Source organism: Streptomyces sp. Ru71 (genome assembly GCF_002920535.1).
Taxonomy (GTDB): domain Bacteria; phylum Actinomycetota; class Actinomycetes; order Streptomycetales; family Streptomycetaceae; genus Streptomyces.
In genome coordinates, this window is record NZ_PQSS01000118.1 from 1 (window position 1) to 17,353 (window position 17,353).

At 73.5% G+C, this 17,353-nt stretch carries 19 protein-coding genes; 10 read left to right on the forward strand and 9 right to left on the reverse strand.

Annotation, left to right across the window (positions count from 1 at the left end):
• Nucleotides 1–36 precede the first annotated feature (36 nt).
• Complete coding sequence (locus C3489_RS36160) at nt 37–672, reverse strand: cysteine hydrolase (RefSeq protein WP_103786380.1); 636 nt, start codon at nt 670–672, stop codon at nt 37–39.
• 122 nt (nt 673–794) lie between these two features.
• Between C3489_RS36160 and C3489_RS36165 the strand changes: the two genes are divergently transcribed.
• The gene (locus C3489_RS36165; RefSeq protein ID WP_103786381.1) at nt 795–1,262 is read left to right on the forward strand and encodes a pyridoxamine 5'-phosphate oxidase family protein; all 468 of its coding nucleotides are present in this window, start codon (nt 795–797) and stop codon (nt 1,260–1,262) included.
• Nucleotides 1,263–1,311: 49 nt separating this feature from the next.
• On the opposite strand, the gene C3489_RS36170 is transcribed toward C3489_RS36165, so the two are convergent.
• Nucleotides 1,312–2,232, reverse strand: a complete 921-nt coding sequence (locus C3489_RS36170) for a LysR family transcriptional regulator (RefSeq protein ID WP_103786382.1) — start codon at nt 2,230–2,232, stop codon at nt 1,312–1,314.
• A gap of 101 nt (nt 2,233–2,333) precedes the next feature.
• On the opposite strand from C3489_RS36170, the gene C3489_RS36175 reads away from it, so the two are divergent.
• Nucleotides 2,334–3,305 (forward strand): DMT family transporter, encoded by a 972-nt coding sequence (locus tag C3489_RS36175; protein WP_103786383.1) that lies wholly within the window; start codon nt 2,334–2,336, stop codon nt 3,303–3,305.
• Here C3489_RS36175 and C3489_RS36180 read toward each other — a convergent pair.
• Nucleotides 3,302–4,633 carry an aminotransferase class I/II-fold pyridoxal phosphate-dependent enzyme gene (locus tag C3489_RS36180; protein WP_103786384.1) on the reverse strand — a complete coding sequence of 444 codons (1,332 nt, stop codon included), beginning with the start codon at nt 4,631–4,633 and terminating at the stop codon, nt 3,302–3,304. The genes C3489_RS36175 and C3489_RS36180 overlap by 4 nt on opposite strands.
• A 60-nt stretch (nt 4,634–4,693) precedes the next feature.
• Between C3489_RS36180 and C3489_RS36185 the strand changes: the two genes are divergently transcribed.
• Nucleotides 4,694–5,371, forward strand: a complete 678-nt coding sequence (locus C3489_RS36185) for a pyridoxamine 5'-phosphate oxidase family protein (RefSeq protein ID WP_103786385.1) — start codon at nt 4,694–4,696, stop codon at nt 5,369–5,371.
• Nucleotides 5,371–6,003: an FMN-binding negative transcriptional regulator gene (locus C3489_RS36190; RefSeq protein WP_103786386.1), complete on the forward strand. Its 633-nt coding sequence runs from the start codon at nt 5,371–5,373 to the stop codon at nt 6,001–6,003. The genes C3489_RS36185 and C3489_RS36190 overlap by 1 nt, the downstream gene beginning before the upstream one ends.
• Nucleotides 6,004–6,048: 45 nt before the next feature.
• Here the strand turns inward: C3489_RS36190 and C3489_RS36195 are convergent, their stop codons facing one another.
• The 3 genes from C3489_RS36195 to C3489_RS36205 form a co-directional block, all read right to left on the reverse strand.
• A complete protein-coding gene (locus C3489_RS36195; RefSeq protein ID WP_103786387.1) occupies nt 6,049–6,981 on the reverse strand; it encodes a DMT family transporter in 933 nt (310 codons plus the stop codon).
• Nucleotides 6,982–7,172: 191 nt separating this feature from the next.
• Nucleotides 7,173–8,177, reverse strand: a complete 1,005-nt coding sequence (locus C3489_RS36200) for a DMT family transporter (protein WP_103786388.1) — start codon at nt 8,175–8,177, stop codon at nt 7,173–7,175.
• 46 nt (nt 8,178–8,223) lie between these two features.
• A complete protein-coding gene (locus C3489_RS36205) occupies nt 8,224–8,787 on the reverse strand; it encodes a Clp protease N-terminal domain-containing protein (RefSeq protein ID WP_103786389.1) in 564 nt (187 codons plus the stop codon).
• A gap of 198 nt (nt 8,788–8,985) precedes the next feature.
• Here C3489_RS36205 and C3489_RS36210 point away from each other — a divergent pair, with 198 nt between their 5' ends.
• Both C3489_RS36210 and C3489_RS36215 read left to right on the forward strand, forming a co-directional pair.
• Entirely contained in the window at nt 8,986–9,174 is a 189-nt protein-coding gene (locus C3489_RS36210; RefSeq protein WP_103786390.1) for a hypothetical protein, read from the forward strand.
• 107 nt (nt 9,175–9,281) lie between these two features.
• Nucleotides 9,282–9,710, forward strand: coding sequence for an SRPBCC family protein (locus C3489_RS36215; RefSeq protein WP_103786391.1), 429 nt, complete (start codon nt 9,282–9,284; stop codon nt 9,708–9,710).
• An 84-nt stretch (nt 9,711–9,794) separates the two neighbouring features.
• On the opposite strand, the gene C3489_RS36220 is transcribed toward C3489_RS36215, so the two are convergent.
• A complete protein-coding gene (locus C3489_RS36220; RefSeq protein WP_103786392.1) occupies nt 9,795–10,451 on the reverse strand; it encodes a PadR family transcriptional regulator in 657 nt (218 codons plus the stop codon).
• Between the two features lie 197 nt (nt 10,452–10,648).
• Between C3489_RS36220 and C3489_RS36225 the strand changes: the two genes are divergently transcribed.
• Nucleotides 10,649–11,464, forward strand: coding sequence for a PhzF family phenazine biosynthesis protein (locus tag C3489_RS36225; RefSeq protein ID WP_103786393.1), 816 nt, complete (start codon nt 10,649–10,651; stop codon nt 11,462–11,464).
• 84 nt (nt 11,465–11,548) lie between these two features.
• Here the strand turns inward: C3489_RS36225 and C3489_RS36230 are convergent, their stop codons facing one another.
• Both C3489_RS36230 and C3489_RS36235 read right to left on the reverse strand, forming a co-directional pair.
• Nucleotides 11,549–12,349, reverse strand: a complete 801-nt coding sequence (locus tag C3489_RS36230; protein WP_103786394.1) for a CPBP family intramembrane glutamic endopeptidase — start codon at nt 12,347–12,349, stop codon at nt 11,549–11,551.
• A 243-nt stretch (nt 12,350–12,592) separates the two neighbouring features.
• A complete protein-coding gene (locus C3489_RS36235) occupies nt 12,593–14,110 on the reverse strand; it encodes a glutamate-cysteine ligase family protein (protein ID WP_103786395.1) in 1,518 nt (505 codons plus the stop codon).
• A 580-nt stretch (nt 14,111–14,690) separates the two neighbouring features.
• Between C3489_RS36235 and C3489_RS36240 the strand changes: the two genes are divergently transcribed.
• The 3 genes from C3489_RS36240 to C3489_RS36250 all read left to right on the forward strand — a co-directional run bounded on the left by C3489_RS36240 (nt 14,691) and on the right by C3489_RS36250 (nt 16,575).
• On the forward strand, nt 14,691–15,275 hold the full coding sequence (locus C3489_RS36240; RefSeq protein WP_103786396.1) for a hypothetical protein: 585 nt from the start codon (nt 14,691–14,693) through the stop codon (nt 15,273–15,275).
• A gap of 352 nt (nt 15,276–15,627) precedes the next feature.
• On the forward strand, nt 15,628–15,834 hold the full coding sequence (locus C3489_RS36245; RefSeq protein WP_103786397.1) for a DUF5999 family protein: 207 nt from the start codon (nt 15,628–15,630) through the stop codon (nt 15,832–15,834).
• A 189-nt stretch (nt 15,835–16,023) separates the two neighbouring features.
• Nucleotides 16,024–16,575 (forward strand): hypothetical protein, encoded by a 552-nt coding sequence (locus tag C3489_RS36250; RefSeq protein WP_258055102.1) that lies wholly within the window; start codon nt 16,024–16,026, stop codon nt 16,573–16,575.
• The last annotated feature ends 778 nt before the right edge of the window (nt 16,576–17,353 follow it).

Below are 17,353 nucleotides of genomic sequence, written 5' to 3' on the forward strand. Positions count from 1 at the left end.
TCCGGGAACGACATCAGCCTCACCTGACAGGGAGCCTCAGTGGCGGCGCTCGGCGCAGCCCAGCAGTTCGGCGGTGGTCGTGAGCGTGGCGACCAGCGAGAGCGTGTGGCGGATCATCGCTGCGGTGTAGTCGGCGGGCACCCCGCTGATCGCGTCCGTCGGGACGACGGCGGTGTAGCCGAGGTTCACGGCGTCGAAGACGGCGTTCGGGATCGCCACGTTGGCCGAGACACCGGTGACGACGAGGGTGCGGCAGCCGAGGTTGCGCAGCAGGGCGTCGGCGCCGGTGCCGTGCAGGGGTGACAGTCCGTGCAGCCGGCGCAGCACGAAGTCCGCCTCGCCGACCTCGATCGGCGGCGCCACGCGGACCGCCGCCGTCCCGGCGAGCTGCCGCACCGGCAGCCGTTCGGCGGCCCGGAACAGGCGGGCGTTGCGGCTCGCGCCCCGGCCGTCCGGGCGGCGTTCGGCGACGGCGTGGACGACCGGCCACCCGGCGCGGTGCGCGGCGGCGACCAGCCGGGCGACGTTGCCGAGGGCGCCGGAGGCGCGGGCGGCGCGGGCGAGTTCCGGGAGGGCGGCGTCGGGTCCGACGACGCCCTGCTGGCACTCGACGGTGAGCAGCACGGTGCCGGTGGGGTCGAGGAGGTCGCTGAGCTGGGTGTGCGTCGGCATGTTCCCCCCTGGCGGCGGCGACGGCGACGGCGGTGAGTCGGGCGAGGGTAGCCACCGTTGCGCGACGAGGGAAGACGAACCATGATTTGCTGACGATACGTCAGACGAGCGGAGGGGGCCGGATGACCGCCACACAGCGCCGGGGCCGGAAGATCATGATGACGCCCGGCGAACTGGACGAGTTCCTCGCCGAGCAGCGCACCTGCCGGCTCGCCACGGTGTCGGCCGACGGCTCGCCCCATGTGAGCGCCCTGTGGTTCCTGTGGGACGGCACGGCGCTGTGGCTGTACTCGGTGGTGCGCAGCAGACGGTGGGCGGACCTGCGGCGCGATCCGCGGGTGGCGGTCGCGGTGGACACCGGCGAGGACTACGGCGAGCTGCGCGGCGTGGAGCTGTCCGGCGCCGTGGAGGTGGTGGGCGAGGTGCCGCGCACCGGGGAGCTGTGCGCGGAACTCGACGCCGTGGAGACGCGGTTCGCGCGCAAGTACTTCGGTCTGGACATGCTGCCGCACGACGGCCGGCACGCCTGGCTGCGGCTGACCCCGCAGAAGGTCGTCTCCTGGGACTTCCGCAAGCTCGGCCCGCACTAGCCGCGCACCGCTCGAACTCGGCCCACGCCGGCCGCGCACCGCCCGGAGCTCAGCCCCCGTCACCCCCGCCCCCGACGTGCTCGGCCGCCGCCCGCAGGGCCGTGACCGCCGCGCGGATGGAGGGCCGGCGGTCGGCGTCGGCACGCCATACGACGTACACATGGCGGCGCACGCGCTGCTTGAGCGGCACGGTCACCACGCCCTCGGGCATCGGGTGGCGCCCGAGCAGCGGCGCGATGCACACCCCGAGGCCGGCGGCGACCAGGCCGAGCTGGGTGTGCGTCTCGCCGGCGCGGTGGCCGACGATCGGCTCGATGCCGCGCGAGCGCAGCGTGTACATCAGCCACTCGTGGCAGAACTCGCCCTCGCCCCAGGTGATCCACTCGTCCTCGGCGAACTCCCCGAGGTCCACCTCGGCGCGGCCGGCCAGCGGGTGCCCGGCGGGCATGGCCACGTCGGCGGGGTCGTCCAGGACGGAGGCCTTGACCAGCCCGTCGGGCAGCGGCATCGGCTTGTTGTACCAGTCGAGGACGACGGCCAGGTCGAGGTCGCCGCGCACCACGGCCCGGATGCCCGCCTCGGGCTCCAGTTCGCAGGAGCGGATCCGCAGCCCGGGATGCTCGGCACGCAGCGCGGCGAGAGCGGCGGGGAACAGGCCCCGTGCGGCCGTCGGGAACGCCGACAGCCTCAGCTCGCCCGCCACCCGGCCGCGCTGCGCCTCCAGCTCGGACTGGGCGAGCTGCACCTGGGACAGGATGCGCGCGGCGTGCTCGGCGAGCAGCCGTCCGGCGTCGGTGAGCCGGACCCCGCGGCCGTGCTTGGCGAGCAGCTGCTGGCCGACCTCGCGCTCCAGTTTGGCCAGTTGCTGGGACACGGCGGAGGTGGTGATGTGCAGCCCTTCGGCGGCGCCGCTGACGGAGCCGTGCCGGGCGACGGCGTCGAGGGTGCGCAGACGCTCCAGGTTCAGCAAGGGGGCTCCTTCTCTGACGGCAACGTATTAGCGGTGCTACGAGATACCGGGTGCGAATTCTCGATTGTGCTACGAGATCGTCGTCCCGCATGGTTACTGGCATGAGCTCCGTCTCCGTCACCCGCCCCCGGCCACGTACCGCCGCCCCCCGCTCCCGCGTCCCCCGCCCCGGCTGGCGGCTGCGCTTCGCCGCGCTGTCGCTGATCTGGGGCTTCAGCTTCCTGCTCATCAAGGTCGGCACGGAGGGCTACTCGCCCTTCCAGGTCACCCTGGGCCGGCTGGTGTTCGGTACGGCGGTGCTGGCCGCGGCGATGGCGGTGAAGCGGGAGCGACTGCCGCGCGGGGCCCGCACCTGGGCGCATCTGGCGGTGGCCGCGTTCCTGCTGAACGCCCTGCCCTTCTCGCTCTTCGCCTTCGCGGAGCTGACGATCCCGTCCACGCTGGCCGGCATCTGCAACGCCACGTCACCGCTGTGGGGCATGGCGCTGTCGCTGGTCGCGCTGTCGGAGGACCGCCCGACGCGGCTGCGGTTCGCCGGGCTCGGCATCGGCTTCCTCGGCGTGCTGACCGTCCTCGGCGCGTGGCAGGGCTTCAGCGGCCTGGACGCCCGGGGCACCGCGCTGGCGCTGCTGGCGTCCTTCAGCTACCCGGTCGGCTGGATCTACGTCCGCCGCACCCTGGCCGGCAGCAGCCACTCCCACCTGTCGCTGACCGGCGCGCAGCTCCTGCTGGCCACGCTCCAACTGGCGGTGGTCACGCCTCTGTTCACCACCCTGCCGACCCATGTCCCGGCCCTCCCCCTGCTGGCGATCGCCGCGCTGGGCGCCCTCGGCACGGGCCTGGCGGTCCTGGTCCAGTACGGCCTGGTCGCCGAGGTCGGCCCGACGACGGCCCAGATGGTCACCTACTTCATCCCGGTGATCGCCACGGCCGCCGGCGTCGCCCTGCTCGGCGAGTCCCTGCACTGGTCCACGCCGGTGGGCGCGGCGATCGTCCTGGCGGGAGCGGCACTGGCGCAGGCCCGCCCCAGGCGCCAGGCGAGCCCTGCCGCTCCCGAAGACCTTCCGTCCTAGACCGGCCGTCCCACTCCGCCCGCCCCCAGCGCCGAGGCGATGGCCTGGGCCAGGGGGCCGGCCTCGCTCTCGGGCAGGGTGGAGACCGTCACCCGGACACCCGGTGCCGCGCCCATCCTGAAGCGGGCGCCGGGCGCGACCGCCCACCCGGTCTGCAGCAGACGCGCGACGGCGCCGGTCTCGTCGGGCACCGGGATCCAGACGTTGAGCCCGCTGCGCCCGTGCGCCCGCACGCCCCGCTCGGCGAGGGCACCGATGAGCGCGTCCCGGCGGCTGCCGTACGCCCGCGCGACAGCCGGCACGTCCACCGCCCCCTCGGCCCACAGCCGGGCCACCGCCCGCTGGGTGATGCGGCTGACCCAGCCGGGGCCGAGCCGCTGCCGGCCGCGCACCCGGTCGAGGGTGACGTCGTCGCCGGTGAGCACGGCGAGCCGCAGGTCGGGGCCGTACGCCTTGGCGGCCGAGCGGACCAGGGCCCAGTGCCGGGTGACGCCGGCGAGGGGGTGCAGCGGCAGGTCGACGATCGCGTGCCCGTGGTCGTCCTCGATCAGCAGCGTCTCCGGGTGCTCGCGCAGCACGGACCGCAGGGCACGCGCGCGTGCGGCGCTCACCGCGGCGCCGGTGGGGTTCTGCGCGCGGTCGGTGACGATCACGGCGCGGGCCCCGGCGGCGAGCGCGGCCCGTACGTCGTCCGGCAGCGGTCCGTCGTCGTCGACGCCGACCGGGGCCGTGCGCAGCCCCAGCGCCGGGACCAGGTCGAGCAGGCTGCCCCAGCCGGGGTCCTCCACGGCGACGGTGTCGCCCGGCTTGAGATGCGCCGCCAGCACGCGCTCGATCGCGTCGAGCGAACCGGAGCAGACGGCCAGCGGCCCGTCCGGCACCCCGTCGGCACTCAGCACGGCCCGTGCCTGCCGCTCCAACTCCGGTTCGACGGGCGCGTCCCCGTACAGGACCGGCTCCCGGTCGCTCTGCGCGGCGGCCGCGGCGAAGGCGGGTGCCAGCGCGGGCAGCAGGGCCGGATCGGGGTTGCCGTTCGACAGGTCGCGCACCCCCTCGGGAACGTCCACCCCGATGTACTCACGCCCCGTGGTGGCCGGCCGGGGCCGCACCCGGCTGCCGCGCCGCCCGGCGGTCTCGATCACCCCGCGCTCGCGCAGCGTGCGGTACGCGGCCGCGACCGTGTTCGGATTCACCCCGAGCCGTACCGCCAACTCCCGCATGGGCGGCAGCGGTTCGCCCGGCTTCAGCGCCCCGTCGGCGACCGCGCGCTCGACGTCGGCGGCAATCTCTGCTGCACGCCGCCCTTTGATCGGATATTCTCCTAGCACAAACCAAAGTATGCACTAGTGCAATACGGAACGCCAGCGACACCACGCAGGGAGAGCGCCATGCAGGGGACCACGACGACGCCGTCCACCGCCTACACCCCGACCGATCGCACCGTCCCCACCCGCTCCGCCGATCGCGCCCGCTACGACAAGGAGCTGGTGCACTCGATACTCGACGAGGGGTACGTCTGCCATCTCGGCTTCGTCCGCGACGGCGCCCCCGTCGTGCTGCCGACGCTGTACGGCCGCGTCGGCGACCGGCTCTATGTGCACGGCTCGACCGGCTCGCGCCCGCTGCGGATGGCCGGCCAGGCCGACCCGGGCCTCGCGGTGTGCCTGACGGTCACCCATGTCGACGCGCTGGTGCTGGCCCGGTCCGCCTTCCACCACTCGATCAACTACCGCTCCGTCGTGGTGCACGGCACCGCCCACGACGTGACCGACCCGCAGGAGAAGCGGCTGGCGCTCGACGCGCTGGTCGACCACGTCGTGCCGGGCCGCGCCGCCGACTCCCGGCCCGCCAACAAGAAGGAGCTGGCCGCCACCGCCGTGCTCCGCCTCGACCTGAACGAGGTCTCCGCCAAGCTCCGCACCGGCGGCGTCAACGACGAGCCGGAGGACCTCGGCCTCCCCCACTGGGCCGGCCTGGTCCCCCTGCGCAAGGGCTACGACGCCCCCGTCGACGACCCCCAGCTCGCCCCCGGCACCGGCCTGCCGGACTACCTCGCGGTGCTGTGATGCTGATCCACCCCTGGGACGCGCCCCACGACGACGCCGAGTGGCAGACCTGGATCGCCGGCCACGACTTCGGCCAGCTCGCCGTCAACGGCCCGCCCGGCGAACCGCCGTTCGTGCAGCCCCTCCATTTCGCCTACGACGCCGGCCGCGGCGAGGCGGTCACCCACCTGGCCCGCCCCAACCCGCTGTGGGCGGCGCTGGAGGCGGACCCGGAGGTCGTGCTGAGCGTCGTCGACGACTACGTGTTCATCCCCGGCCCCTGGCAGGCGCCGGCCGGTGCCCCGCCCGAGCACGGCACACCGACCAGCTTCTACGCGGCCGTCCAGCTGCGCTGCCGGGCCCATGTCGTGGACGACCCGGCCGAGAAGGCCGAGCTGCTCAACCGGCAGGTCGGCCACTTCCAGCCGGAGGGCGGCTCGGCCCCGGCGGCGGTGGGCGAGGCGCCGTACGGGCGACTGCTGTCCGGGATCCGCGGCATCCGGCTGGAGGTGACGGGCGTCCGCGCGAAGTTCAAGTACGCGGGGCACCGCCCGGCCGGGACGCAGGAGCGGATCGCGGCCGGGCTCGCCGACCGCGGCGGCCCCCGGGACGCCGCGGCCCGCGAGCACCTGCTGCGCCGCCGCACCGCCTGAGCCGACGACGGCAGGCCCCGCTCAGGACGGAGCACGGCCGTCCGCTCAGGCCGGGGCCGGGGTCCGGGTCTCCGCCAGCGCGAGCCCGGTGACGGAGGCCAGCATCAGGACCGTGCCGGCGCAGGTCGCGGCCGTGAGCCGTTCCCCGAGGAGGGCGACGGCGAGCACGGCCGCGCTCACCGGCTCCAGCAGCATGATCACGGACACGGTCGCCGACCGGACCACCGCCGCGCCCGCGAAGTACAGGGCGTAGGCCAGCGCGGTGGGCACGGCGGCGATGTACGCCAGCAGCCAGACCGTCCGCGCGGGGTCGTCGGTGTGCGGGATCAGGCCGTCGGCCAGCGCGAACGGCAACAGGCACAGCGTGGTGACCGCGAACGCCCCCACCGACGTGCTCGCCGCGTCGGCCCCGCCGTCGCGGCCCCACCGTCGGGTCAGCAGGGTCATCGCGCTGTAGCCCGCGGCGGACACCAGCGCCAGGGCGACGCCCCACGGCCGCACCGCCGCCGCTCCCCCGCCCAGGACGAGGACGCCGAGCCCGGCGAGTGCGCCCACCACAGCGGCCAGGCCGCCGCGGCCGAGCCGCTCGCCCAGGGTCAGCCGGGCACCGAGGGCGATGAGCACCGGCCCGGCGCCGAGGGTGACGACCGTCGCCACGGCGAGGCCGGTGGCGGAGACGGCGGCGAAGTAGGCCGTCTGGAACACCGCGAGCCCCACACCCGTGGCTCCGGCGCGCAGCAGCCGGCGGCGCAGCGGCTCGGGCGCCGCGGCCGCCGCCGGGCGGGGGCCGAACCGGCGGGCGGCGAGCAGCAGGACGAGCCCGGCGGCGCAGCGCCAGAAGGACAGGGTGACGGCGCTCATGTCGCTGGTCCGGTAGACCAGGGAGGCGGCCGCGCCGGCGGTGCCCCAGGCGGCACCGGCGACGGTCAGATAGAGCAGGCCTCGCCCGACGGGCAGGCCGGAAGCAGGAGTGGACACGCGTTCTCTCCGCAGAAGGCAGAAGTTCGGAAGTTCGGGAAGGGATCCCGTCCGTGCGGGATCCGCTGAACTCTTCTGCGGGCAGCACCGTTCGGCCCGGCGGCGTACGCCGGGCGTCACATCACCGGAGGGCCCGCCTTCAGGCGGCCGGAGGCGGAAGAACGAGTGCGTCGGAAGGCATGGCGGGCACCTTATGCGGCCGTTCCCCGAGCGGACAACTCCTTTTCCGCGGCCCCGGACACGACCGGTTCCGCCGAACCCTTCGCGGGTGTGGAGGACTGCGCGATGAACGCGCCGACCAGGACGACCGCGCCACCGGCGATCTGCGGGGCGGACAGGTGCTCGCCGAGCAGCACCCAGGCCAGAACGGTCGCGATGACCGCCTCCAGGCAGGCCACGACCCCGGCGACCTGCGGGGAGAGCCGCCGCACCGAGAGCACGCCGGTGACGTAGGCGACGACCGTGGCGATCAGCACGATCCAGGCGAGCAGCAGCCAGGCGGCGACGGGGCGGCCGTTCATCGGTGCGGTGTGCGCGAGCACGGACCAGTCCATGCCCCACGGGCGGGCCACGACCGTCAGGACGGCGGCGCCGACGAGCAGTCCGTACGCGATGACGCCGAGCGGGTCGGGCGCGTCGGCGCCGGAGTCGCTGCCCTGGTCGGACAGGACGAAGTAGCCGACCTGGCAGCAGGCGGCGCCGAGCGCGAGCAGCAGGCCGAGCGCGTCGAAGCTCAGCCCGGACCACACCTCGACCACGCAGGCCAGCCCTCCGACGGCGAGGACGACGCCGAGCGCCGCGGCCCGGGTCACGGGCCGCCGCTGCACGAACCGCACCCAGCCGAGCACCAGGGCCGGCGCGAGGTACTCGACGAGCAGCGCGACGCCGACCGGTATGCGGGACAGCGCGGCGAAGTAGCAGGCCTGGACGCCGGCGACGGCGAGGAGCCCGAACCCGGCGAGCAGCGCCGGGCGGCGGCGCAGCAGCGCGCGATGGCGGACGGCGAGCGGGAGCATCACCAGGGCCGCGCCGGTCACCCGCAGCCACACCACGTGCAGCGGGTCGAGTCCCGCCTCGATCAGCGGTTTGGCGGCGACGCCGGAACCGCCGAAGGCGAGGGCCGAACCCAGCGCGAGTGACAGCCCGACGCCTTTGCCGCGGCCGCCCTGAAAGCTCCCAGATGTATGCACCGGCACATGATGACAGGGGACGACAGGAGCGTCACCCCGGATGGCACCTGTCTCACCCGCTGGACGATCCGGCGTCCCCGGAGGGTTCGCGCGCGAGACGCGCGGACAGCTCCCGCGCGTCGATCCCGGCGTGGCCGAGCACCTGCACGGCGCGTGCCTCGGGGTCGGCGACCAGTGCGGCGAGCAGGTCCACGCCCCGGGGCGGCCGCCCGTGCCGCAGGGCACGCTCCAGCACGCCCCGTACGGCGAGCGCCGCCAGCGGTGAGTAGCCCTCGGCCCGGCCCGCCGCGGGCAGCGCGCCGGAGTCCTCCACGGCGGTCTGCCAGCGCAGTCCGTAACCGATGCTGCGCTGCACGAGATAGCCGAGCAGCCGGGCGACCTGCGGCGGTTCGAAGGCGGCGCGCACGTCGGGGCCGGACTCCAGCAGCGAGTGCAGCAGATGGGCGGTGTCGATCTGCCGGTCCCCGTCCCGCACGGCCCGGCGCCGGGCACCGGCGACCACCGCGGCGAGTTCCGCGCCCAGTCCGGCCTCGTCGTCGACGCGGGGGACGGCGTGGTCGCGGGTGACTTGCGGGGGAGGAACGCGGGTGACTTGCGGGGGAAGACGGGGGTGCACCTCTCCACCCCATCAGTCACCCCGGGGCCACCGCATCCACGGTGCGACGCATTTCCGCGTCCCACGAGGAGTGGACAACGGCTGACGAGTCTCCTCCTTGTGGATGAGATCAGGCCGTTCCCGCCCGGGGGGGCGCGCGCCGCCTTGCCATACGCCCCACGGGCAACCAGCGCGCGCCGCCGTTCGTCCCACACGGACATGGAGAGCGAGTGCTGGCTGGTCGCGCTGCCGGCCGTCGACGGGAGGCAGTACGTGTACCGGGTGTACGCGCCGCAGGACGCGCTGCTCGCCGATCTGTTCTGGGAGGCCTGGCACTGCCACGACGAGGGGCCCTTCCCCCGCGCCTGGGACCTGGTCGACGCCGCCGAGATACGGCGCGTGGGCTGAGTACGGCGGCAGGGCTCCACATTTTCTGACGGTTCATCAGTATTGAATGTTCGGGCGGCCACCGCTACGTTCCGCGACACCGTAGCCCGAGTCGAAGGGGTGGTCCCATGGCCGAGGTCAGCGCGCAGGCGCGTATCGAGGCGCCCGCGGAGAAGGTCTGGGCGCAGCTGACGGACTGGTCCGCGTACGGGGAGTGGAACGCGACCCACACGAGCTTCCCGCAGGGCGGCCCCGCGGCACTGGAGGCGGGCGCGACCTTCCAGGAGAACATGAAGCTGATGGGCTTCCCGGCCGAGGTGGAGTGGACCGTCGAGCAGGTCGAACCGGCCGGCGTGCTGGCGCTGCGCGGCAAGGGCCCGATGGCGGTGAACCTGGCCACGCGCTACACCCTCACCCCGGACGGCGACGGCACCACCGTGCGGATCGACGGCGAGTTCACGGGCGCCGCCGTGTCCCTGATGGCGGGCCGGCTGAGGGACTCGGCGACCTCCGCGCTCGACGAGTCGCTGCGCAAACTGGCGGCACTGGTGGCCTGACGGGCACCGGCGCCCGGGCGCGACGGCGCCCCGCGGTCGCTTCCGCGGGGCGCCTGCCCGGCCGTGGACCGAGATCCGTACGGGTCAGTCCTCGTCGGCGAGGATCAGGTACAGCTTCTTGCGGGCGTCGTTGAGGACGGCCAGGGCCTTGTCCCGCTGCTCCTTGGTGCCGGTCTTCCAGACCTGCCCGAAGGCCTCCATCAGACCGAAGCCGGCCTGCCGGATCTCGCCGAGCGCCTCGAAGTCGATGCCGCGGGAGGCCTCCTCCCAGGGCGCGTCCGGCCCCTGGTCGGCCGCCGCACGACCCTCCTCGGTGAGCGAGAACAGCTTCTTGCCGCCCTCCGACTCGCTGCTGATCAGCCCCTCGTCCTCCAGCAGTTGGAGGGTGGGGTACACCGAGCCGGGGCTCGGCTTCCAGGCGCCGCCGCTGCGTTCGGCGATCTCCTGGATCATCTCGTAACCGTGCATCGCCCGTTCCTTCAGCAGGGCCAGGATCGATGCCCGTACATCACCGCGCCGTGCCCGTCCGCGCGGTCCGCCGCGCCCTCGCCCGCCCCAGGGGCCGTGCCCGAAGCCGGGGCCGCCCGGACCGCCCGGGCCGAAGCCGGGGCCACCCGGACCGAAGGGACCGAACGCCGCGCGGCGGCCGTCGCCGCCGGGGCCGCCGAAACCACCGAAGCCGCCGAAGCCGCGCCCGGGGCCGCCGTGCCGGTGTCCGTGCTCAAAACCGTGGGTACGCATTGCGACCACTCTCCATTCCATCGTCATCCGATCGTCGATCCTTCGACGATCTCTCGCGATCATTCGCGATGTCTCAACGATATATCGGTAACTGTCGGCTGGCAAGGCCCTTGTCCCGCATCCCCCCACAGCAATCCGGTCCAGCACCGCCGAATTGGCCTTGGCCTGCGCGTTCCGCGCGCCACTACCGTCGGGCCATGCGCATTCGAATCGTCGACGCCTTCACCGACCGTCCCTTCGCCGGCAACCCGGCCGGCGTGCTCCTGCTGGACTCCTTCCCGGCCGACGAGTGGCTGCAGAAGGTGGCCCTGGAGGTCAACCACGCCGAGACCGCGTTCGCCCACCGTCTGCCCGAGGGCGGCGAGGCCGACTGGGCGCTGCGCTGGTTCACGCCCGCCGCCGAGGTGGCGATGTGCGGCCACGCCACCCTGGCCACCGCCCACGTCCTGCACACCACCGGCGCGCACGAGGGTCCGGTGCGGTTCGCCACCCGCAGCGGCGTGCTGATCGCCACGCCCCGCGCGGACGGCTCGATCACGCTGGACTTCCCCACCGCGCCGCTGACCGAGGTGGAGCTGCCGGCAGGGGTCGCCGAGGCCCTGGGCGCCGAACCGCGCGCCGCCTTCGACACCGGCCCGAACGTCGGCGACCTGCTGCTGGAGCTCGCCGACGAGAAGACCGTCCACGCCCTGACCCCGGACCACAAGGCGCTGGCCGCCTTCTCGGAGCGGGGCGTCATCGCCACCGCCCGCGCCGAGGACCCGGCGCGCGGCTACGACTTCGTCTCGCGCTGCTTCTTCCCCAACGTCGGTATCGACGAGGACCCGGTCACGGGCAGCGCCCACACCGCACTGGCGCCGTTCTGGTCCGAGCGGCTCGGCCGCCCGGACCTCACCGGGCTGCAGGCGTCGCCGCGCTCGGGCCGGGTGCGCACCGAACTGCGCGGCGAGCGCACGCTGTTGAGCGGCCGGGCGGTCACCGTGATCGAGGGCGACCTGCTCACCCGGCCGTAGGAAGGCGTGGCCGACAGCCGCGGGAACGCCCGTCCGGCAGCCGCCGGAACCCGCGGTGGGCCGTGAGCACGCGCTGCCGGCGGTTCACGCCGTCGGCAGCCAGCCCACCTTGCCCGCGAGCAGCGCGTAGCCCACGAACGCACCGATGTCGAGCAGGGAGTGCGCCACCACCAAGGGACCGACCCGTCCCCAGCGGCGGTAGAGGTACACGAAGACGACGCCCATGACCATGTTGCCGACGAAGCCGCCGATGCCCTGGTAGAGGTGGTAGGAGCCGCGCAGCACGGAACTGGCCACCAGGGCGGTGCCCGGGGTCCACCCCAACTGCCCCAGCCGGCGCAGCAGATAGCCGACGACGATCACCTCTTCGAGGATCGCGTTCTGCACCGCCGACAAGACCAGCACGGGGTACTTCCACCACACGTCGGGCAGCGCCTCGGGCACGACGGTGAGATTGAAACCGAGGCCGCGGGCGGCCAGGTAGAACGCGATGCCGGTACTGCCGATCACCGCGGCGATCGCGGCACCCCGGCCGAGGTCGGGCCAGGGGCGGGTGCGGTCGAAGCCGAGAGTGCGCAGGCTCTCCCCCTCCCGCAGCAGCAGGTGCGCCACGAGCGCGACCGGCACCAGGGCGGAGGCGATACCGAACAACTGCCAGGCGAGGTCCAGCCAGGGGCGACCCGGTGCGGCGGAGGCGTTGAGCGTGGCCGCCTGATCCTTCAGACCGCCGGGTTTGGTGACCGAGCCGACAAAGCTGATCAGCGCGGACACGCCGCTCGCGCCGAGCGACAGCCCCAGAACGAGCAGCGTCTCGTCGCGCAGGGTCCGCCGCGAGAGCCGCTGTTCGGGAAAAGATTCGGCCACCTGACCCGCCTCCGCGTGCACACCTGCCTCCTTCGGCCCATCCCGTCCCGTTCCCGCCCCTGAACCGAACATCACGGGCCAGGGGCACGACGGCCATGGGAGGTCACAGCATGCCCGATGGACACGGGGTGAAGGCCGCCGACCCCCGGCGGGCCGTGGCACGGCAGGCCCGGGATCAGGGGTTCACCTCACGACGTGCCGACGGCGGCGACGTGCTGACGGCGGCGAGGAGACCGGCCCGGGCCGGGGCCGACGTCGGGCGCCTCAGCCCAGCGGCACCGGCTCCGGCAGCCCCACCGGCCAGCTGTGGACCGGGTCGCCGAGGCGCATCAGGGCGCAGTAGCGGCGGGTGGTCGCCGCCAGGGCCGCCTCTCGGGTCAGGCCCTTCTCCAGGGCCCGGTGGAAGGTGGCCGCCTGCCAGGTCGCGCCGTTGGTGCGGCGGCGGCACCGTTCGTCGATCACGCCGAGGTACAGATCCCGGTCGGCGGGTTCGATGCCCCATGCGTCCAGTCCGGCCTCGGCCAGCGGCAGCAGCTCGTCCCGTACGAGGGAGACGGCGTCGACGGTGGTCGTGCCGCCGAGCCGGCCGCGCCGGGGCCATTCCAGGCGGGCGTCGATGCCGTGGCGGCAGGCGGCGTCGAAGTTCGCGGCCGCCGCCTCGAACGGCAGCCGGGTCCACACCGGCCGCGCGTCCTCGGCCAGGGCGCGCACGACGCCGTAGTAGAACGCGGCGTTCGCGACCACGTCCGTGACGGTCGGGCCGGCCGGCAGGACGCGGTTCTCCACCCGCAGGTGCGGTACGCCGTCGGCGACGCCGTACACGGGCCGGTTCCAGCGGTAGATCGTGCCGTTGTGCAGGACCAGTTCGGCGAGCTTGGGCGTGCCGCCGGCGTCGATCACCGCGAGCGGGTCCTCCTCGTCGCAGATCGGCAGCAGCGCGGGGAAGTAGCGCAGGTTCTCCTCGAACAGGTCGTACGCCGAGGTGATCCACCGCTCGCCGAACCAGGTGCGCGGCCGCACGCCCTGGGCCTGGAGTTCGGGCGGGCGGGTGTCGGTGGCCTGCTGGAACAGCGGGGGCCGCGACTCGCGCCACAGCTCGCGCCCGAAGAGGAACGGCGAGTTGGCGGCGAGGGCCACCTGCGGGCCGGCGACCGCCTGCGCGGCGTTCCACACGTCGGCGAAGCGGCCCGGGGTGACCTGGAGGTGCAGCTGCACGGAGGTGCAGGCCGCCTCCGGGGTGATCGACTTCGAGGTGCAGCGCAGATGTTCCACGCCCTCGATGTCGAGCGTGAAGTCCTCGCCCCGGGCGGCGACGATCTGGTCGTTGAGCAGGGTGTAACGGTCGACGTCCGAGAGGTTGGACGAGACCAGGTCGTCACGGTCCAGCGTGGGCAGAATGCCGATCATCGCGATGCCGGCGTCGACCTCCCCCGCCTTCCGGTCCGCATATGCCAGCGCGATGCGGAGTTCCTCGGCCAGCCGGTCGAATACCCGGCCGCCGAGCCGGTGGGGGGCTATGTTCACTTCCAGGTTGAACATGGCGAGTTCTGTTTGGAAATCCCGGCTCGCGATGCGTTCCAGGACTTGCGCGTTCAGCATTTTCGGCAGGCCGTCGGAGCCCACCAGATTCAATTCGATCTCCAGCCCCATCAGGTTCTTCGGGCGGTCGAACCGCTGCTGGGCCAGTAGCCGCTCCAGGCCTGTCACGCACTGTCGCAGCTTGTCGCGGTAGCGCTGGCGATCGGACAGGTCGAACGAGCCTGCCACGACCTTCTCGCCCATCGAAGCGTCCCTTCCTCGGCTGGTGCGGGGCCCTGCGTACGGGCCGCCGGTGTCCGGTGCAGGGGGGATGATGCCCAGCCGTAGCGATCCATAACGCATGCGCGCGGGGCCGCGAGCGGCTAGGCTGGCCGGGTTGTCCGGGGGGTTGTCCAATGGCACATTCCGGAGGCATGCGACGACCGGCGGTTTCCACGGGAATGGATCTCGTGAAAAACGCCGACGAGAATTGGCCGACCCCGGGACCTGGACTTCCCGAGGTCACGGCCGTTCAGCCCCTGTGGAATCGGGAGGATTCCCGCGAATCGGCGACCGAATAGACCCTTGCCGAGTGCTCCGGAAACAGCTAGACGAAACACAGGCTGAACACGTGTCGTATAAACTCCCCGGACAGGGCAGCAGGCTGGCGCCCACGGTCGAGGACCTGTCGTCGAGGTGACGGACGACGGGCCACCAGCACCCCCTCTCGCACTCCGACCCCCGGCCCCTGCCTCGCCGAGCCCTGATCCCGAGAGCTGACAGCGTCGTCCGCCCCGCCCCGCCCTCACGCCATCGTGGCCTGTCGAATGAGAGGCGACCCACCATGCCGCTGCACGTACCCCCGGCACCCGCGCCTGCACTTCGCTCCGTCCTCGCGGCACTCGATTCCCCGACCGCCGTCCGCGAGGCCCCCACCCCGTCCCTGCGAAATGCCGAGGAGCCCGCGAGCCCCGATCTGCCGCTGCCCGTGCACGTGCTGGACGCCATCACCCCCGAGGGTGTGCGGGCCACCCGGCTGGCCGGCTGGCGCTTCCTGATCCGCTGCGGGGAACGCGCGGTGGCGGCGGCCGAGACCCGGCTCACGCCCGACGGCTGGGCCTTCTCGCACTTCTTCGAAGGGCCCTACGTCAGCTCCACCGAGCGCGCGCTGCGCCAGGCCGAGTCGGTGACCCAGTCGTACCAGGCGCGGCTGCTGTCCGTACCGGGGCTGTACATGCTGACGCTGTGGCTGCACGGGGACATCACGGCGGACGGGGCGACGGGGCATCCGCAGGCCACGGATCTGCTGGTGCCGCTGGCGCCGGCGCCCCCGGGGATCGCCGCACACCGCCCGCACCGGGTGTCCGACCTGCTGCCGGTCCTCACCCTGCGGGTCACGCCCACGCCCCTGCTCGGCCAGCTCGCCTGACCTCCGCCGCCCCCGGCCCCGCTCCCCTTCCCGGAAGCGGGGCCATTGCGTTCCCGTATGCGGATCTTCGCGCATTTCCGGCAGAGGTCCGCTCGTACGAGCAATTCACCGCTCGAAAGAGTCGAAAAGCTGCCCGACCCGTCCGGACTAGTCACCCTCGGCCATCATGAACCACCCGAACGTGCAGGTCAGTTGAGTTGAACCAGCCGCCCGGGTGATGCGTCATCATTCTGTGAAGGAGCGGTGCTGCGAAATCCCTGCGGATTGACGCTCGTGGGGCAACACTGTAATCCGACCGACTATTCAAACGGGGGCGGACATGACCACAACAGAGCGAAAGATCCCACCCACCATGTGCCAGCACCAGCCGCCGTGTCCCTCAGCCGACTCTGCCGACCGGGAGTCCGCCCGCCTCGTGGCGCACCACCCCGAGCAGGGCTGGAGCCTGCTGTGCAACGGCGTCCTCCTCTTCGAGGACACCGGCGAGCTCCTGCCCGACGGCAAGATCATCGCCCCGCACCGCCCGCTGGACACCGGCCGGGTGATGACGGCCGCCTGAACCCGCACCTCCCGGGGCCGGCCGCAGCAGCCGCTGCGCACCGGCCCCTGGCTTGCCCGGCCTCCGGACCACCGGCCACAGGTGCAGGGCGCGGGTCCCTGCTGCGGCGGCGTCAAGAACACCGGCCGGCCCATCAGAGTCCTGTCAAGGCGGGTTCCCGGACCGGCAACGCCCTCTACCGTCGGCCGTATGGGACATCGTGACGACACCCTGGGCGCGCGGGCCGAGGCCGGCGGGCGCGACGGCCCGGTGTACGACCGCCGCTGGACCGTCGAGGTGCGCACGGCCGCCCGCTGCGCGACCGCGCTGCTCGCGCTGCTGATCCTGGTCGACGGGGTGGCCTCCACGCTCACCCCCTGGCGAGGCGTGCTGTGGCTGGCCCTCGCCGCGCTGCTGTTCCTGGTCCTGTGCCCGCCCCGGATCTCGGCGGGCCCCGGCTGGCTGGCCACGCGCTGTCTGCTGCGCACCCGCCGGGTCCGCACCGACCTGCTGGTGTCCGTATACCCGCACGACGGCGTCTCGCGGCGCCTGGTCCTGCGCGACGCACTCGGCGGCCGAGTCGAGCTCGACCCCCAGGTCTTCCTGGACAACCCCGGCCTCTGGTACCGCGTCGAGGAGGACATCCTGCACTCCACAACCACGGGTTCGCTGCGCTGCGGTACGACGGCCCTGCACCGATTGACGGAGCACGTCGACCGGGAGACCGCCCGAACCGTCTTCAAACTCTCGGGCCTGGACTGACGCCCAACGGGCCGGCCCTGCCCAGGCATGAATTCCTGGAACCGCATACGGCGAACCGGGCGTAACGAAGCCCGGTGGCGCGGGGGGGGTACCCGGCCCGAGCACGGAGCGGGCAGACGCACTCGGACCCTGGTCAGCCACGAATCCCGGTGCTCCGTGCGGTGAGCCCCGGGCCGCTAACGGACCTCGGCGGCGCGCGGCCCGGCCTGGCCTAGGCACGACGTCCAGTGCCGCGTCCGGCGAAATCCGGGGCCCGGTACGACGCCCGGTGACGCGCGCGGCGCACCCTGGCGCAGGCACAACGGCCGATGCCGCGTAGGGCGAACTCTCGGCTCCGGCGATACGCCCGCAAACGCACTCGGGCCCCGCCCAGGCATGAATCCCGGCGCCCCATGCGGCGAACGCCGCCCCTATACGACGCCCGGCGACCCGCACGGCCCACCCTCCCCAGCCACAACGCCGTGCCGCCTACGGCGATACCCGGCCCCGTAATGAAGCCCGGCGGTCGCGCGGCGCACCCTGCCCGGGCGCGGCGCCGGCAGATACGCGCGAGCGCCCCCCGCCCACGCCAAAAGCCCGCGGACCCGCGTAACCAACTCCTCCCACGTCACAAGCCCGCAAACCCACGCAGCCAACCCCGCCCGCGTCAGAAGCCCGTAAGAGATGCGTCCCGGCACTTGTCCGCGGCCCCGCCGCCCGCTTCCATGAGCGGCGGGCACAGCGCCCGGCACCTCGTCCCGACCGGCGTCGCGGTCCGGCTCGGCCGCGGCGCTCACGG

What these genes read in the sequence shown, in the direction of transcription:
- C3489_RS36165 (WP_103786381.1), top strand. Translation starts at nt 795, where the DNA reads ATGACCGCCACACAGCGCCGGGGCCGGAAGATCATGATGACGCCCGGC.
- C3489_RS36235 (WP_103786395.1), bottom strand. Translation starts at nt 14,110, where the DNA reads ATGGGCGAGAAGGTCGTGGCAGGCTCGTTCGACCTGTCCGATCGCCAG.
- C3489_RS36175 (WP_103786383.1), top strand. Translation starts at nt 2,334, where the DNA reads ATGAGCTCCGTCTCCGTCACCCGCCCCCGGCCACGTACCGCCGCCCCC.
- C3489_RS36225 (WP_103786393.1), top strand. Translation starts at nt 10,649, where the DNA reads ATGCGCATTCGAATCGTCGACGCCTTCACCGACCGTCCCTTCGCCGGC.
- C3489_RS36185 (WP_103786385.1), top strand. Translation starts at nt 4,694, where the DNA reads ATGCAGGGGACCACGACGACGCCGTCCACCGCCTACACCCCGACCGAT.
- C3489_RS36190 (WP_103786386.1), top strand. Translation starts at nt 5,371, where the DNA reads ATGCTGATCCACCCCTGGGACGCGCCCCACGACGACGCCGAGTGGCAG.
- C3489_RS36240 (WP_103786396.1), top strand. Translation starts at nt 14,691, where the DNA reads ATGCCGCTGCACGTACCCCCGGCACCCGCGCCTGCACTTCGCTCCGTC.
- C3489_RS36250 (WP_258055102.1), top strand. Translation starts at nt 16,024, where the DNA reads ATGGGACATCGTGACGACACCCTGGGCGCGCGGGCCGAGGCCGGCGGG.
- C3489_RS36215 (WP_103786391.1), top strand. Translation starts at nt 9,282, where the DNA reads ATGGCCGAGGTCAGCGCGCAGGCGCGTATCGAGGCGCCCGCGGAGAAG.
- C3489_RS36220 (WP_103786392.1), bottom strand. Translation starts at nt 10,451, where the DNA reads ATGCGTACCCACGGTTTTGAGCACGGACACCGGCACGGCGGCCCCGGG.
- C3489_RS36210 (WP_103786390.1), top strand. Translation starts at nt 8,986, where the DNA reads ATGGAGAGCGAGTGCTGGCTGGTCGCGCTGCCGGCCGTCGACGGGAGG.
- C3489_RS36160 (WP_103786380.1), bottom strand. Translation starts at nt 672, where the DNA reads ATGCCGACGCACACCCAGCTCAGCGACCTCCTCGACCCCACCGGCACC.
- C3489_RS36245 (WP_103786397.1), top strand. Translation starts at nt 15,628, where the DNA reads ATGTGCCAGCACCAGCCGCCGTGTCCCTCAGCCGACTCTGCCGACCGG.